This is a genomic window from Pseudomonas sp. G3-39 (assembly GCF_054790485.1).
Map to the genome: position 1 here is coordinate 3,255,533 of NZ_CP186497.1, position 15,030 is coordinate 3,270,562.

The 15,030-nt window shown below is 60.9% G+C and carries 10 protein-coding genes, 1 pseudogene and 2 riboswitches; of the genes and pseudogenes, 2 read left to right on the plus strand and 9 right to left on the minus strand.

The features are described from left to right. Positions 1-22: 22 nt before the first annotated feature. The 3 genes and pseudogenes from ACOYXG_RS14415 to ACOYXG_RS14425 form a co-directional block, all read right to left on the minus strand. The gene (locus tag ACOYXG_RS14415; protein WP_047294802.1) at positions 23-871 is read right to left on the minus strand and encodes a transporter substrate-binding domain-containing protein; all 849 of its coding nucleotides are present in this window, start codon (positions 869-871) and stop codon (positions 23-25) included. Between the two features lie 285 nt (positions 872-1,156). Further along, positions 1,157-1,437 (minus strand): annotated as a pseudogene (locus ACOYXG_RS14420) (type II toxin-antitoxin system RelE family toxin). Continuing rightward, positions 1,427-1,675 carry a type II toxin-antitoxin system Phd/YefM family antitoxin gene (locus tag ACOYXG_RS14425; protein ID WP_003225462.1) on the minus strand — a complete coding sequence of 83 codons (249 nt, stop codon included), beginning with the start codon at positions 1,673-1,675 and terminating at the stop codon, positions 1,427-1,429. Before ACOYXG_RS14425 ends, ACOYXG_RS14420 begins: the two are co-directional and overlap by 11 nt. Before the next feature lie 276 nt (positions 1,676-1,951). Here ACOYXG_RS14425 and ACOYXG_RS14430 point away from each other — a divergent pair, with 276 nt between their 5' ends. Further along, a complete protein-coding gene (locus tag ACOYXG_RS14430; protein ID WP_027612652.1) occupies positions 1,952-2,380 on the plus strand; it encodes a thioredoxin family protein in 429 nt (142 codons plus the stop codon). 166 nt (positions 2,381-2,546) lie between these two features. On the opposite strand, the gene ACOYXG_RS14435 is transcribed toward ACOYXG_RS14430, so the two are convergent. The 6 genes from ACOYXG_RS14435 to cobW all read right to left on the minus strand — a co-directional run bounded on the left by ACOYXG_RS14435 (position 2,547) and on the right by cobW (position 13,085). Continuing rightward, positions 2,547-4,106: a TerC family protein gene (locus ACOYXG_RS14435; protein WP_115989670.1), complete on the minus strand. Its 1,560-nt coding sequence runs from the start codon at positions 4,104-4,106 to the stop codon at positions 2,547-2,549. Positions 4,107-4,521: 415 nt separating this feature from the next. Next, positions 4,522-6,168, minus strand: a complete 1,647-nt coding sequence (locus ACOYXG_RS14440; protein WP_460352398.1) for a phospholipase D-like domain-containing protein — start codon at positions 6,166-6,168, stop codon at positions 4,522-4,524. Between the two features lie 172 nt (positions 6,169-6,340). Beyond that, entirely contained in the window at positions 6,341-6,895 is a 555-nt protein-coding gene (locus ACOYXG_RS14445) for a vWA domain-containing protein (protein WP_460352400.1), read from the minus strand. A 104-nt stretch (positions 6,896-6,999) separates the two neighbouring features. Further along, complete coding sequence (locus ACOYXG_RS14450; protein ID WP_460358464.1) at positions 7,000-7,998, minus strand: ATP-binding protein; 999 nt, start codon at positions 7,996-7,998, stop codon at positions 7,000-7,002. A 164-nt stretch (positions 7,999-8,162) separates the two neighbouring features. Further along, the gene (gene cobN / locus ACOYXG_RS14455) at positions 8,163-12,011 is read right to left on the minus strand and encodes a cobaltochelatase subunit CobN (RefSeq protein ID WP_460352402.1); all 3,849 of its coding nucleotides are present in this window, start codon (positions 12,009-12,011) and stop codon (positions 8,163-8,165) included. A 3-nt stretch (positions 12,012-12,014) separates the two neighbouring features. Continuing rightward, positions 12,015-13,085 (minus strand): cobalamin biosynthesis protein CobW, encoded by a 1,071-nt coding sequence (cobW, locus tag ACOYXG_RS14460; RefSeq protein WP_460352404.1) that lies wholly within the window; start codon positions 13,083-13,085, stop codon positions 12,015-12,017. Between the two features lie 98 nt (positions 13,086-13,183). Next, positions 13,184-13,396: riboswitch (cobalamin riboswitch) on the minus strand. A 1,083-nt stretch (positions 13,397-14,479) separates the two neighbouring features. Beyond that, positions 14,480-14,701, plus strand: a riboswitch (cobalamin riboswitch). A gap of 123 nt (positions 14,702-14,824) precedes the next feature. On the opposite strand from cobW, the gene ACOYXG_RS14465 reads away from it, so the two are divergent. After that, positions 14,825-15,022: a CbtB domain-containing protein gene (locus tag ACOYXG_RS14465; RefSeq protein ID WP_003225486.1), complete on the plus strand. Its 198-nt coding sequence runs from the start codon at positions 14,825-14,827 to the stop codon at positions 15,020-15,022. The last annotated feature ends 8 nt before the right edge of the window (positions 15,023-15,030 follow it).

Below are 15,030 nucleotides of genomic sequence, written 5' to 3' on the forward strand. Positions count from 1 at the left end.
CAGGCGCCCCACTCTCACGGGATCATTTGAATTCGACAGGGAAACCGATCGCCGGCGACGGCAGGTCAACCCCGAACCACTGCTTGAAAGATGCTGCGTAAGTCGGAAACTCAACGCCGGTCATGGCTTCATGCAGAGTGGTGTTGACGAAGTTCAGCCAGTCCTGATCGCCGCGTTTGACTGCGCAGGCGTAGGTCTGTGGGCTCCACGCGTAGGTCGGGCTGCGGTAGCGGCCGGGGTTCTGCACCATCAGGTACTTGACCGACGACTGATCGGTAGCAGCGGCATCGGCGCGACCGGAGTTCACCGCCTGATACATCAGATCGACACTGTCGTACTGATCGACTTTGGCCTTGGGCAGCGCCTGATGCACCAACTCTTCGGCATAGACGTTTTGCAGCACGGCCACAGTAACGCTGTCACCGGCCGCCTGCAGGTCCTCGATTTCCTTGTACTTGCTGTTGGCTGGCAGCAGCAGGCCGACACCTTCGCGGTAGTACGGCAGGGTGAACGCCACTTGTTGCGCACGGCTGGCGGTAACGGTGATGAACTGGCAACTCATGTCGACCTTGTCGGTCAGCAGATTGGGAATCCGCGCATCGGACGACTGCACGACGAACTCGACCTTGTTCGGGTCATTGAACAGCCCTTTGGCCACCATCCTGGCGATGTCGATATCAAAGCCCTGCAACTTGCCGTCCGCCCCCTGAAAGTGCCACGGCGCATTGGTGCTGCCGGTGCCGACAATCAGCTTGCCCCGGGCCAGAACACTGTCGAGCTTGCTATCGGCTGCCTGGGCCATGCCCATCACAGCGGACGAAGCCGCAAGAACGAAAACACACGCTTTGAACAACGAAGGACGGCGATGCATGGCAAGCACTCCAGATGATGTTTATTCCGCTATACCGGAACAAGGTTTGTTACTACGGAATAAACAGCAGAAAGTGTGCCACAGGAATCACAGGGAATCTGTAGAGGGGTTAAATGTTTTTGGAATCAACGGGATGCAGGAAATGCGAAAAATGGAGTCAGGTGCGGGTACTGATGGGCTGCGCTACCTTAGGCTACAAATAACGAGTAGCAGGTTCCCAGATGGAGCACGAAGGGCTACTTCGGTGCAATGTGGTTAGCGATTGAAGGGGCCAGCTCTCCATATCTATCGGCAAGCGGCTTTGTCGTAGACCTCTCCCCGCTCTCTTCTCCCTACCGCAATCACGGTAACAACCAAAACCTCGTTCTTTACGCGATAGACCAGCCTGTATCCAGCACTGCGAAGCTTGATTTTGTAGGCGTTTCCCAGCCCTCGGAGTCGATCGGCAGGAACGTGAGGATTGACCAGACGTGTAGAGAGCTTTTTCTTGAACTGATCTGAAGTGCTGAATCAAGCTTTTTCCATTCCCTCCAGGCCTTCTCGGAAAACTCCAACTCATAGGTCATCTATAGAGACCTTGATGGTGGGATCGTTTTCTCGCTCCTTGCACAGTGCGATCAGTTCCAGATCCTCAAGGCGATTCATCATCGCCTCATACTCCTTTGCGGGAACACAATAAAACGCTGGCTCATTTCGATTGAGGATTGCAACAGATTGGCCGCCACCGGCGGCCACGGTACCCATGGGGTTTCTTTTCAATTCAGAAATACTCGCAACGATATTAGAAAGGACTACGTGAGTCATGATGGTGCTCCCTGGAGTGCTGTTAATGGTGCTTAAAATAGCACTCCAAGACGGCTTCGACGCCTATCGCTTATTACCGCCTTCTCTTTTATTGAGTGAAAAAAGGTATCACGTCCCGACATTCCACATTTCCGGGCTTCGTGTCGGGCCGGTCCTTCATAAAAGTGGGAAAAATCTCGCGAATCCACAGGCCACCTGTAATTTCTGACAGTAGACCTGTTCTTCACCCTTCTTTAACGTCATCGAACCTTCGAGGTCGTTGAAAAGGAGTTCTCAATGAGCGCTGCCAATACCATTTCCAATCTGGCCCCGGTTTACCGCAAAGCCCTGAAAACCTGGCGCCCGGTGATCCTGTATTTCGCCAATGAACACTGCCCCGCCTGCGAATGGGCCGGGCCGATTTTTCGTCAGATTGCCGAGCCGTACCGGCATCGCGCCAATATCTACATGCTTAACACCCGAGAGTCGCCGCGCCATCCGTTGGTCACCGGCACGCCGACGGTGCTGTTCTACAAGAACGGCAGGCTGGTGAAAAAACTCAAAGGCATCGGCACAGAGGAAACACTGGCGGCGGACTTTGCCCGGCATATTGGCAGGACCAGGGCACCGGTGGTGCAGCAGAAACCACGACATGACCTGCCGTGGTTGCGCCGCACATTGAGCAGGCTCTGCACAATCACGCGTGCGCATCGGCGGGTGATTTGAGGCAGTGCATTTCCCGTAATCGTTGCGGCGTCTGACACATCGCTTTCGCGGGCAAGCCCGCTCCCACAGGGGTCAACGTTGTTCACACATTTCGTGTACGACGCGTGCACTGTGGGAGCGGGCTTGCCCGCGAAGGGGCCGGCACCGTCAGCGCAAGGCTGCTGCCTTACGCAGAATCGCGCACCAGCAACACCTGCGTCACCCGTCGTTCCTCAACGGCTTTGACGGTCATTTGCCAGCCTGCGTACTGCAGCCGATCGCCGATCATCGGCAAGCGATCCAGCAGGCTCATCACCAGTCCGGCCAGGGTCTGATAGTCCTCGGTCGGTTCGGCGCCAAACCCGGTGCGCTGGCGAACACGCGTCAGGTTCAACGCGCCGTTGACGATGAACCCGCCCTGCCCCTCGATCACGTCCGGACCTTCGATTTCGCTGGCATCGGGCAACTCGCCGGCAATCGATTCGAGGATGTCGGTCATGGTCAACACACCGACGAAGTCACCGAATTCGTTGACCACGAAGGCGATGTGGGTCGACGCCGCGCGCATCTGCTCCAGCGCATTGAGGATCGAATAGCTGTCGAGCAGGTTGATGGTCTTGCGCGCCAGGTGCTCCAGGTTCGGCTCGGCACCGGCCAGGTATTCCTTGAGCAGTTCCTTTTTGTGCACGAAGCCCAACGGTTCATCCACCGCGCCGTGGCGAATCAGCGGCAGACGTGAATACGACGAGTGCATCAATTTTGTGCGAATCGTCTCGGCGTCGTCGGCCAGATCGATGGTGTCGACATCCGCACGTACGGTCATCAGGTTCCGAATCGGCCGCTCGGCCAGTTGCAGCACGCCACTGATCATCACTCGCTCGCGGCGGTCGAACAGCTCCGCACTCGGGGCTTCGCCGTCATCCAGCAGATCGGAAATTTCCTCGCCGACCTCCTCCGCCTCCAGCTTGCGCCCGCCCAGCAGACGCATTACCGCGTGGGCCGTGCGCTCACGTATGGGGCGCAAGCCTTGCATCGAACGCTTGCGTCGGGCCCGAGCGATCTGGTTGAACACCTCGATCAGGATCGAGAAACCAATCGCCGCATACAGATAGCCTTTCGGGATGTGGAAACCCAGGCCTTCGGCCGTCAGGGCGAAACCGATCATCATCAGGAAGCCCAGACACAGCATGATCACCGTCGGGTGCGCATTGACGAAGCGGGTCAGCGGCTTGCTGGCGACGATCATCAGGCCGATGGAAATGATCACCGCGATCATCATCACCGCCAGTTCATCGACCATGCCGACGGCGGTGATTACCGCGTCCAGCGAGAACACCGCGTCAAGCACCACGATCTGCGCGACGATTGGCCAGAACAGCGCGTAAGCGGCGTTGGTCGAGCGCTGGCCGACGTGGCCTTCGAGTCGTTCGTGCAGCTCCATGGTGGCCTTGAACAACAGGAACACACCACCGAACAGCATGATCAGGTCACGGCCGGAGAAGCTCTTGTCGAATACCTCGAACAATGGCTGCGTAAGAGTGACCAGCCAGGAAATACTCGCCAACAGGCCCAGGCGCATGATCAACGCCAGCGACAGGCCGATGATTCGCGCACGGTCGCGCTGATGCGGCGGCAGTTTGTCCGCCAGGATCGCGATGAACACCAGGTTGTCGATACCCAGCACCAGTTCCAGCACGATCAGAGTCAACAAGCCTAACCAGGCCGTGGGATCCGCTAACCATTCCATAAAATGTCTCGATCTCTCTTCAGTGAATTCAGGCTGCCGGGCACGGCAAAGTGCAACGCGAAGGCTCTGAAGCCGCGTTGTCAACGATAGACGGGTGTCGGAAAACCGGAAGCTGCGAGTGCGTCAAGACCGCGCCATGGCGCGTGGAGAAGGTACGACTGGGAGGCTCCAAGAGGGTGTTCATGCAAATCCTGAATGAAAAATGGCCTTGGAGCGTACAGGCTCAAGGCACATTTTCTACAGCGGCAAATCATTTCAAAATCTGTAAGAGCACAGGAAATGTGATTTTCCTGCAGGCCCTTTCGCGAGCAAGCCCGCTCCCACAGGGGCTATTCGTCGGACGCAGGTTCTGACTTCAAAGAAGGTCCAATGTGGGAGCGGGCTTGCTCGCGAAGGGGTCATCAAACACACCACATCATCGTCCGGCAAAACGCAAGCGCGACAACTGCCGCAGATCCCCCTCTACGTAATAATCATAAGTCCAGCTGTCATCCTCCGCCAACGGACTCACCTGCTTCAGCGCCAGCTTCTTCGCGAAATAGCGAAAGCGGTAATGCTCATAAAACCGCAACAATTCCAGGCCATAACGATCAGCCAGATCGGTGTCGCCACGAATGATCAGGAAGTTCTCGTCATTGCCGTTACTGGCCGAGGTGCTGAAGTTGTGGCTGCCGCTGATAATCGTCGGGGTATCGCTGGTGAAATCGCTGACCACAGCTTTGGTGTGCACCAGCAGGTTACCCTTCTGGCCTTTCATGTTTTCCTTGAGCCAACCTTCCAGACCGGTGTTCAGCAATGCCGTAGCGGCGAATTCGGCGGAGCGATCGGCGTGAAATCCGGTTATACGGCTCGCGGTGTTTTGCAGACCGTAACGCAGGATATCGTCATGCGGTTTGCCGAGCAGCGCGTTGAGAATCGCATCCGGCAGGCTGAACGCGGTGACGAACAACACGTCCTTTTTCGCCGCCTCGATGATCTCGACGAACTCGCGCAAATCAGCCCCGCCGCGACGTGGCGAGAACCCGGCGAACAGCGGCTGCGCGGAGTCCATCGGATTGTGCTCGGTGATCCAGTTGCGCGTCGCGCCGACGTCGGCGGGATTGGCCCAAACCTCTTCGAACGTTTGCAAATACCGCATGGCAATCGTCTCATCGTCGAGCGTATGCACCACATTGGCCTGGCGATAAACACCATTGGCGGTGAAATTGGTGCTGCCGCACAGCACGGCCTGCGGTTGACGCTGACCCGCGCCATCGACACGGCTGAGGACGATGAATTTGTTGTGGAAAATATTGTGAGTGACCCGGCCACGTTTGTTCGCCTCAGGCAACCTGGCAAGGTTCGCTTCGTTGAAGGTTGTACCAGGGTCATCAGGCTGGGCGTGATACAGCACGCGCACCTGAACCCCACGGGCGAACGCAGCGTTCACTGCATCGACAATCGCCTGCAACTGATACTCGTAGATCGCAATGTCCAGCGCCCACTGCGCGTCCACCGCACGTTCGATAAAACCCAGCAATCGCTCCAGCAGTCCGTTCTCCAGCCACAGGCGCGCCGCGTCGGGCCAGGCTTCGATGGGCAGATTTTTGTTGGCGCTGATCTGCGCGTCGAGGTCGGGAAATTTGCGCTGGAAGGCCTGACTGGCGGCCACGGCACGGTTGAAGATCACGCTCTGGTTGGCCGGATGACCGTCGTCACTGGTGATGCTCAGCTCCAGTGATTCGCCAAGTTGTGGCGCGTCTGCCGTGCCGTAGGCCAGATGCACGCGATAGTGCATCGTCGTGCCCGGATTGACCGCGTAATCGGCCCAGCGAAATTTCTGCAGCGGCGCTTTATCGCTGGGCGTGGCGTGATACTGGAGGAACGTGTGTGCCTTGCCGGGAAACGTCAGGCTGTTGAACAGAAACAACCACGGTTTGTCGCCCTGCTGCTTTTCGATGGCAAACCCGAGCAAGCCTTTACGCCGCGGCTCAGCCAGATCCATGGCCAGCAGCACGCCATTGGTGCCGGCGTAGGCTTTGACGCGGAAATCGTCCTGAGGATTGGCGACCAATACCCGCATGGTTCACTCCTTGTGATTGGGCTGGGGTGGAGCATAGAGCAGCGCTGCAAGTTTGGATGATATCCGTTTGAACCGAGGTGACCTCTTCGCGAGCAAGCCCGCTCCCACAGGTAAAGCAGCGTTCACATTCCTTGTGAGAGCCAGCCTGCTGGCGAAGAGGCCCGCTCAGACTTCACACATCATCGATATGCCGATATTCCGCATTCAGCGCCGTCGCTAATTCCCGCGCCCGTGCCAGGCGGATCGGCCCGCGCTCAATGTCGATCAACAATCCCGGACACTCCAGCGGCGGTATCGACGGCAAGGCTTTCAAACGCCCATCCGTCACCACCAGCACGCGCTGCTGCTCGGCCGGGAAGCGCTTTTGTCGTTGGGTCAGCCATTGCTGTGCCTGCGTCAAAGCTGCCACTAGCGGCGTTCCACCGCCCGCCCCTAGTGCCTCCAGCCAGGTGCGCAAGCCACTCGACGCCTTCAACCCCTGCACCTGCCATTTCGGCGCGCTGCCGCTGGCGGTCAGCAAGGCCAGTCGCGCGCGCTGCCGATAAGCATCATCGAACAATTGCGCGAGCAGGCCCTTGGCATCGCTCAGCGCCTGATGCCGACGCGTTGAAGCCGAGGCATCAACGATCACCAGCCACAGCTCATGGGGAGTTCGAGTACGCAACTGGAACTGCAGATCTTCACGAGTCTGCGGCCGACCATTGAGCAGCGTGCCCGGCCAGTTCACCAGGCCGCTGCGCGCTGCGTGGCGCTGGCCCTGGCGTCCATGGTCGAGGCGTCCGGCGCGGGGTCTGGCATTCGCCCCCGCGTCGGATCGGGGACGAATGCCGGTTACTTTTTTGGCCAGCTCGGCACTTCACGGCGAGCACCCGTGGCCAGTGCCGGGGCGGGCATATCGCCCCACTGCCCTTGCCCTTCGCTTGGTTCAGCCTGGGATTTGGCCGGGCTCTGCGCGGGCGGTTGCGGACTCGACGAAGAAGGTTCGCGACGCCGATGCCGCAGGGCAAATTCCGCCACGGCGTCGATGTCCTGCTCGGCAATCGCTTCGGCGCCGCGCCATGCCGCATGCGCACGGGCCGCACGCAGCCAGACCAGATCAGCACGCAAGCCATCGACGCCAGCAGCGAAGCAACGCTGGGTGATGCTCGCCAACGCGTCGTCATCCAGCGGGATGTTCGCCAAGGCGATGCGCGCCTGTTCGCAGCGCTCACGCAGCGCTTGCTGCTGGGCTTCCCACTGCACGCAGAACGCCTGTGGATCGCTGTCGAAATCCAGTCGGCGGCGGATGATCTGCCCGCGTTCGGTCGGCGCGGTGTGGCCGCTGAGGGCGACGTTCAGGCCGAAACGGTCAAGCAGCTGTGGCCGCAATTCGCCCTCTTCCGGGTTCATCGTGCCGATCAATACAAATCGCGCCGAATGCCGATGGGAAATGCCGTCGCGCTCGATCAGGTTGGTGCCACTGGCTGCCACATCGAGCAGCAGATCCACCAGATGATCGGGCAGCAGGTTCACCTCATCGACGTACAGCACACCGCCGTCAGCCTTGGCCAAAACCCCGGGAGAAAACTGCGCACGCCCGTCACTCAGCGCGGCGTCGAGATCGAGGGTGCCGACCAGACGCTCTTCGGTGGCGCCCAGCGGCAGCGTGACGAATTGACCGCTGGCGAGCAGATCGGCCAAGCCACGGGCCAGGGTCGACTTGGCCATGCCGCGCGGGCCTTCGATCAGCACGCCACCGATTTTCGGGTCGATGGCGGTGAGGCACAGCGCGAGTTTCAGGTCATCGGCGCCGACCACGGCGGAGAGCGGGAAATGCGGGGTGTCGGTCATCATCAATACTCGGTCATGGTCGGTGATCTGTCGAAAATCGTTGGGAGCCACTTTGATCCCTGTGGGAGCGAGCCTGCTCGCGAAAGCGGTGTGCCAGCTACAAAAATACTGTCTGACACGACGCCTTCGCGAGCAGGCTCGCTCCCACAGAGTGAGGCGGTATGTCAGGTGTCTTCTTCTATATCCAGCAGCAGGTTTTCCAGGGCTTCTTTATAGGCCCCGGGTTCCTGCCACATCCCGCGCTGCTGCGCTTCGAGCATGCGCTCGGTCATGTCGCGCAGCGCATGCGGATTGTGTTCACGAACAAAATCCCGCGTCGTCGGGTCGAGCAAATAGGCATCGGCCAGCAACGCATACTGATGATCATCGATCAGTTGCGTGGTGGCGTCGAAGGCGAACAGGTTATCGACCGTCGCCGCCAGTTCAAACGCACCTTTATAGCCGTGACGTTTGACCCCGTCGATCCACTTCGGATTGGCTGCCCGCGAGCGGATCACCCGATTGAGCTCTTCTTTCAGGGTGCGGATTTTCGGTAGATCCGGCTGGCTGTGATCGCCGTGATAACTCGCCGCCGCTTCCCCGCGCAGGGTTTCCACCGCCGCGAGCATGCCGCCCTGAAACTGGTAATAGTCGTTGGAATCGAGCAAATCGTGCTCGCGGTTGTCCTGATTCTGCAACACCGCCTGCACTTGGCTCAGGCGCTGGACGAACTGCTCGCGGGCGGCGGTGCCCTCGTCCGCCCCGCCGTACGCGTAGGCGCCCCAGTTCAGGTAGACCTCGGCCAGATCTTCGCGGCTCTGCCACAGACGCCCATCGATGGCGCCCTGTACGCCCGCGCCATAGGCTCCGGGTTTGGCACCGAAAATCCGCCAGCCGGCCTGGCGTCGCGCCGCTTCGGCATCCAGCCCCGATTGCAGCAGCGCCTCACGTTCAGCGCGCACCTTCGCGGCCAGCGGATTGAGGTCATCCGGTTCGTCCAGCGCTGCCACCGCTTGCACGGCCGCGTCGAACAGGCGAATCAGGTTGGCAAAGGCATCGCGGAAGAAGCCCGAGACCCGCAGCGTGACATCGACTCGTGGCCGATCGAGCAGACTCAGCGGCAGAATCTCGAAATCATCGACGCGCTGACTGCCGGTGGCCCAGACCGGACGCACGCCCATCAGCGCCATGGCCTGGGCGATGTCGTCACCGCCGGTGCGCATGGTCGCCGTTCCCCACACCGATAAACCGAGCTGGCGCAGGTGATCGCCGTGATCCTGCAAATGCCGCTCAAGAATCAGCGTGGCGGACTGGAAACCGATGCGCCACGCGGTGGTGGTCGGCAGGTTACGCACGTCCACCGAGTAGAAATTGCGCCCGGTGGGCAGCACGTCGAGACGACCACGGCTGGGCGCGCCGCTTGGGCCGGCGGGGACAAAGCGGCCGTTCAGGGCGTCGAGTAGACCGCGCATTTCGGCGGGGCCGCAGGCGTCTAGGCGTGGGGCGACGACTTCGCGCAGGCTGTTCAGGATCGACGTTACATCAGACCATTCCGGTCCCTGTGGGAGCGGGCTTGCTCGCGAAAGCGGTGGGTCAGATAAATTTATATCGACTGACACGACGCTTTCGCGAGCAAGCCCGCTCCCACAGGGGACTTGTAGTGCTTGGGAGATCAGTTGGGTGGCGAACAGTTCGAGGCGTTCGCGGGTGTCACCGGCGGTGCGCCAGGTTTCGTCGCTGACGCTTTGCAGCTCCGCCGGGCGCGGGCCGTTCCACGGTTCGGCAAGTGCGCAATCCAGCGGATCAAACCCCAGCTCAAACGCCTTGGCCAACGCCCGCAGCAGACTCGACTGCGCACCCTTGCCGTCGCCACGCGGAATGCGCAGCAGCGCCAGCAGCGTGTCGATGCGCAAACGCCCGGTCGGCGATTCGCCAAAGATGTGCAGGCCATCGCGGATCTGCGATTCCTTCAGGTCACACAGATAGGTGTCCAGACGCGGCAGCCAGATCGCTGCGTCGGCGTCGCTGTCCAGACCGGCGTCGAGTTGCAGTTCGCGGTCGATCTGCGTCTCGCGCACCAGTTGCAGAATGTCGCGCTGCAGCTCGCGGGCGCGACGCGGATCGAGCAGTTGCGCCTCGTAATATTCGTCGGCCAACAGTTCCAGATTGCGCAGCGGGCCGTAGGTTTCGGCGCGGGTCAGCGGCGGCATCAGGTGGTCGATGATCACCGCTTGCGTGCGCCGTTTGGCCTGGGCGCCCTCGCCCGGGTCGTTGACGATAAACGGATAGATGTTCGGCAGCGGCCCGAGCAATGCGTCCGGCCAGCAATTCTCCGAAAGCCCCACGCCCTTGCCCGGCAACCATTCGAGGTTGCCGTGCTTGCCGACGTGAATCACCGCGTGGGCACCGTAGGTGTTGCGCAGCCAGAAATAGAACGCCAGATAGCCGTGCGGCGGCACCAGATCCGGGTCGTGGTACACCGCACTCGAATCGACCTGATAACCGCGCGCCGGTTGAATGCCGACGAAGGTCAGGCCAAAACGCAGACCGGCGATCATCATCCGTCCGTCACGGCACATCGGATCGTTTTGCGGCGCGCCCCAGCGTTCCAGCACTGCCGCGCGATTGGCTTCCGGCAACGTATTGAACATCGCCAGATAGGCGTCCATCGCCAGGCTTTGCTGGCACGGACGCAGGTCGATGCTGTCGAGGTCGTTGCTGACGCCGCCGAGCAATTGCTGGATCAGTTCGGTGCCGCTGTCCGGCAACTTCGCCGTCAGCGGGAAGCCTTCCGCCTGCAACGCGCGCAGGATATTCAATGCCGCCGCCGGCGTGTCCAGACCGACGCCATTGCCGACTCGACCATCGCGGGTCGGGTAGTTGGCGAGGATCAGCGCAATACGTTTTTCAGCGTTCGGCAGCCGCGCCAGATCGCTCCAGCGCCGCGCCAGTTCAGCGACGAAATCCATGCGTTCGGGTTGCGCCCGGTAGCAGACCACGTCGGACTGGCTGCGCTCGCTGCGCCAGGCCAGATCCTTGAAGCTGATCGGCCGGCTGATGATGCGCCCGTCGAGTTCCGGCAAGGCAATGTGCATCGCCAGGTCCCTTGGCCCCAGGCCCTGCTCGCTGTCGCGCCAACCGGGCTCGTTGTCCTGGGCGCAGATCGCCTGAATCACCGGAATATTGCGCCGGAACGGGCGCAGATGCGGCGCTTCCGGGCTGGACTGCGCGAACCCGGTGGTGTTGAGAATCACCGCCGCCTCAACCTCATCCAGCCAGTCCTCGACCACGCTCAGACAGCCGGGTTCTTTCAGGCTGGCGACGGCGATCGGCAACGGATTGAGCCCCGCCGCCTGCAAGCGCTGGCAGAACACATCGATGAACGCGGTGTTCGCCGCTTGCAAATGCGAGCGATAAAACAACACCGCCGCGACCGGTTGACCGGGCAGCCATTCGGCTTGCCAGTCGCTCAGCGCGGCGGTGTTTTTCTGTGGCTGGTAAATCGCTGTACGCGGCAACGCCTGCGGCTCGCCCCAGGCGTAGTCACGCGCCAGCCAGCGGTTGGCCAGGCAATGGAAGAAGTCCAGCGCATTGCCCATGCCACCCTGACGCAAGAACTGCCAGAGGCGGTCGCGATCTTCGGCGGGCACCGTGCTCAGGTCGCTGAGTTCCGGGTCGGGACGATCATCACCGGGCACCAGAATCACCTGCACCCCGCGCTCAGACAACTCCACCAGTCGCTCGACGCCATAACGCCAATAAGCGATGCCGCCGTGCAGCGAAATCAGAATGACCTTGGCGTGACGCAGCACTTCATCGACATACAGATCGACCGAGGCGTGATTCTGCACCTGCATCGGATTGGCCAGGCGCAGGCTCGGGTAATCCTCGGGCAATTGCTGCGCGGCTTCGGCGAGCAGCGCCAGGCTGGAATCGCCGCTGCACAGGATCACCAGCTCGGCGGGGGTTTGTCCAAGGTCGGCAATGTTGTCATCCGACACGAAACTGCCGGGCTGGGTCCTGAGCAGGTGCATGGCTTAAACGCTGAGCGCGGCGCGCAGTTGCGCTTCGAGTTGCGCGGCGTCGAGTGCCTGACCGATCAGCACCAAACGGGTGACGCGCGCTTCGTCAGCGACCCACTGGCGGTCGAAATGCTTGTCGAAACGCGTGCCCACGCCCTGAATCAACAGGCGCATCGGCTTGTTCGGAATCGCCGCGAAGCCCTTCACGCGCAGAATGCCGTGCTGCACAACCAGTTGCGTCAGCGCGTCGAGCAGCAGGCTTTCGTCGGCTTGCGGCAGTTCGATAGAGATTGAATCGAAGGCGTCGTGATCGTGGTCATCGTGGTCGTCATCACCGTCGTGGTGGTGATCGTGATGGCTGTGGCGGCTGTCGATATGTTCTTCGGATCCGGCACCGAGGCCGATCAGCACGTCCAGCGGCAGACGACCGTTGCTGGCTTCGATGATTTTTACCGCTGGCGGCAGTTCTTCAGCGACCTCGGCGCGAACGCGAGCCAGATCTTCGGCGCTGGTCTGGTCGGCCTTGTTGAGGATCACCAGATCGGCGCTGGCCAGTTGGTCGGCGAACAGCTCGTGCAGCGGCGATTCGTGATCGAGGTTCGGGTCGAGTTTGCGCTGGGCATCGACCTGATCCGGGAACGCGGCAAACGTGCCAGCGGCCACGGCCGGGCTGTCGACCACGGTGATCACCGCGTCCACGGTGCAGGCGCTGCGGATTTCCGGCCACTGGAAGGCTTGTACCAGCGGTTTTGGCAGGGCCAGACCGGACGTCTCGATCAGGATGTGATCGAGGTCACCGCGCCGGGCGACCAGTTCACGCATCACCGGGAAGAACTCTTCCTGCACCGTGCAGCACAGGCAACCGTTGGCCAGTTCGTAGACGCGGCCAGTGGCTTCTTCTTCGGTGCAGCCGATGGTGCATTGCTTGAGGATCTCGCCGTCGATGCCCAACTCGCCGAACTCGTTGACAATCACCGCGATGCGACGGCCCTGAGCGTTGTCGAGCATGTGTCGCAGCAAGGTGGTTTTGCCCGAGCCGAGGAAACCGGTGACGATGGTGACGGGGAGTTTGGCCAGTGTTTTCATCGGATGCCCTTTGGCAAGGTGGCGGGCATACGGGACGAGATCCGCTGCGAGCGTGCGCGCGGAAGAATTCGCCACCGGATCACCCCGCCCGGTTGTAGTGAGAAATCTGTGACGAGGCAGGTCTCCTGGCTGACGGTGTTCGGGCCTTGGGCCCGGCGTTCGCTGCGCCTTCCCGCGGGCTCAGTGGATTGAGCTGGCAGTGGCGTGGCAACGAACTTCACCGTTCACAGTTGCGGGGGCAGCCGCGGCTTTGACCGCGTTCCCTTCTTAGCTTCGGCGTGGGCCGAAGAACCTCGAAAGCGCAAGGCTACGCATCGGGTGGTGACCGGTCAATGGTTGGATTGGGGGCTTATCCGTTGCTGCGGGGGTTGCTGATTACGGTTTCGCCGTTGCGGCGGGTCACTTTTGCCAGACTTCGGGTTAAGGGGTTTGGTTTTTTTGGATTGGGGGCATATCCGTTGCTGCGGGTGTCGCCGCTGGCGGTTTCGCTCTTACAGCGAGTCACCTTTTCCAAACGCCGAAAAGGTAACCCAAAAGGCTTTGCCCCGGCGTACGGCACTTCGCTTAGGCTCAGTGTTCCCTCGCTACGGTGTCCATCCGGGGGCATAGCCTCCGGTTTGCTTCGCTGCACCTCCTCTCGATAGATGCGGCTTCGCCGCATGGCGCTGCGCGCCTAACCCCCGGATGAACACCTACGCTCGGCCTGCCGAAGGGGCTGAAGATCAAAAGCCAAATCAAGAGCTAGAGCCAAAGCAAAGCCAAAGCAGATCAAAAGATCACAGCCTTCGGCAGTTCCTACAGGGGATTGGGTGTATTCAGTTTGGGATTTGGTCGGCTGTCAGGCCGCCTTCGCGAGCAAGCTCGCTCCCACAGTTGGAATGGGTGTGTTCAGTTGGAAATTGGTCGGCTGTCAGGCCGCCATCACTGGCAAGCCAGCTCCCACAGTGGGATCGGGTGTGATCAGTTAGAAATTGGTCGGCTGTCAGGCCGCCATCGCCAGCAGGCTGAAAGCGTGCACCCCATGCGGCGAAGCCGCCCCACTCAACACGATGAGCGTTAGCTCGAGTAAAGCTTTTGATCTGAGGGCCCGTCGGCAGGCTGAGTGGAGGGGTTTATCCGGGGGGGGGGAGCGCAGCGACCGTTTGGCGCAGCCAAACACAGCGAGAGGAGGTGCAGCGAAGCAAACCGTAGGCGCTGCCCCCCGGATGAATCCCGCAGCGAAGGAACCCGAGCCTAGGCGAGGGCCGAACGTCAGGGCACAGACCTTTTGGTTACTTTTGGGGCGTTTGCCAAAAGTGACCCGCCGTAAGGGCGGAACCATAGGAAGCCGTTACCGCAGCAACGGATATACCCCCATACCCATTCAATTGACTCAAATCCCCAACCCATGCTCTCCTACACAACTTGTTACGGGTGCCCTTCACAGGGTGAAACGGGAAACCGGTGAATCATGTGCTTTACTCAAAGCCATGTCAGTCCGGTGCTGCCCCCGCAACGGTAAGCGAGCGAAGCGTCAGATCCACTGTGCCAACGCGGCATGGGAAGGTGACGCTTGCAGGTCGGCCAGACGCCAACCCCTCGTGAGCCCGGAGACCGGCCCGCAACACACAGTGCGCAGTTTGCGTCGCTGAACATAACAAACCCGCGGTGGGCGGGCGCTGTTCGAACCTTTGCGTGCCCGACTCGCAGGGGTTTTCATGCGCTCTATATCACCCGCTGACACTCCAGAGGGAAGCGCCATGTCGATCATCAGCAGCACCGGCAGCAACACCGACAAAATCTCCAGCACCGCCACCTTGAGCCAACGCCTGACCGCCGCGATCTTCGCGTCGATTCTGGGTGCCAGCCTTGTGTACTTCGCCGGTTTCTCGCACATCGAAGCGGTGCACAACGCCGCTCACGATACCCGCCACAGCGCCGCGTTCCCGTGCCACTGAGACCTGCC

Excerpts from the sequence above, each read along its gene's own strand:
- ACOYXG_RS14415 (WP_047294802.1), bottom strand. The coding sequence starts at position 871 with ATGCATCGCCGTCCTTCGTTGTTCAAAGCGTGTGTTTTCGTTCTTGCG.
- ACOYXG_RS14425 (WP_003225462.1), bottom strand. The coding sequence starts at position 1,675 with ATGACTCACGTAGTCCTTTCTAATATCGTTGCGAGTATTTCTGAATTG.
- ACOYXG_RS14430 (WP_027612652.1), top strand. The coding sequence starts at position 1,952 with ATGAGCGCTGCCAATACCATTTCCAATCTGGCCCCGGTTTACCGCAAA.
- ACOYXG_RS14435 (WP_115989670.1), bottom strand. The coding sequence starts at position 4,106 with ATGGAATGGTTAGCGGATCCCACGGCCTGGTTAGGCTTGTTGACTCTG.
- ACOYXG_RS14440 (WP_460352398.1), bottom strand. The coding sequence starts at position 6,168 with ATGCGGGTATTGGTCGCCAATCCTCAGGACGATTTCCGCGTCAAAGCC.
- ACOYXG_RS14450 (WP_460358464.1), bottom strand. The coding sequence starts at position 7,998 with ATGACCGACACCCCGCATTTCCCGCTCTCCGCCGTGGTCGGCGCCGAT.
- cobN (WP_460352402.1), bottom strand. The coding sequence starts at position 12,011 with ATGCACCTGCTCAGGACCCAGCCCGGCAGTTTCGTGTCGGATGACAAC.
- cobW (WP_460352404.1), bottom strand. The coding sequence starts at position 13,085 with ATGAAAACACTGGCCAAACTCCCCGTCACCATCGTCACCGGTTTCCTC.
- ACOYXG_RS14465 (WP_003225486.1), top strand. The coding sequence starts at position 14,825 with ATGTCGATCATCAGCAGCACCGGCAGCAACACCGACAAAATCTCCAGC.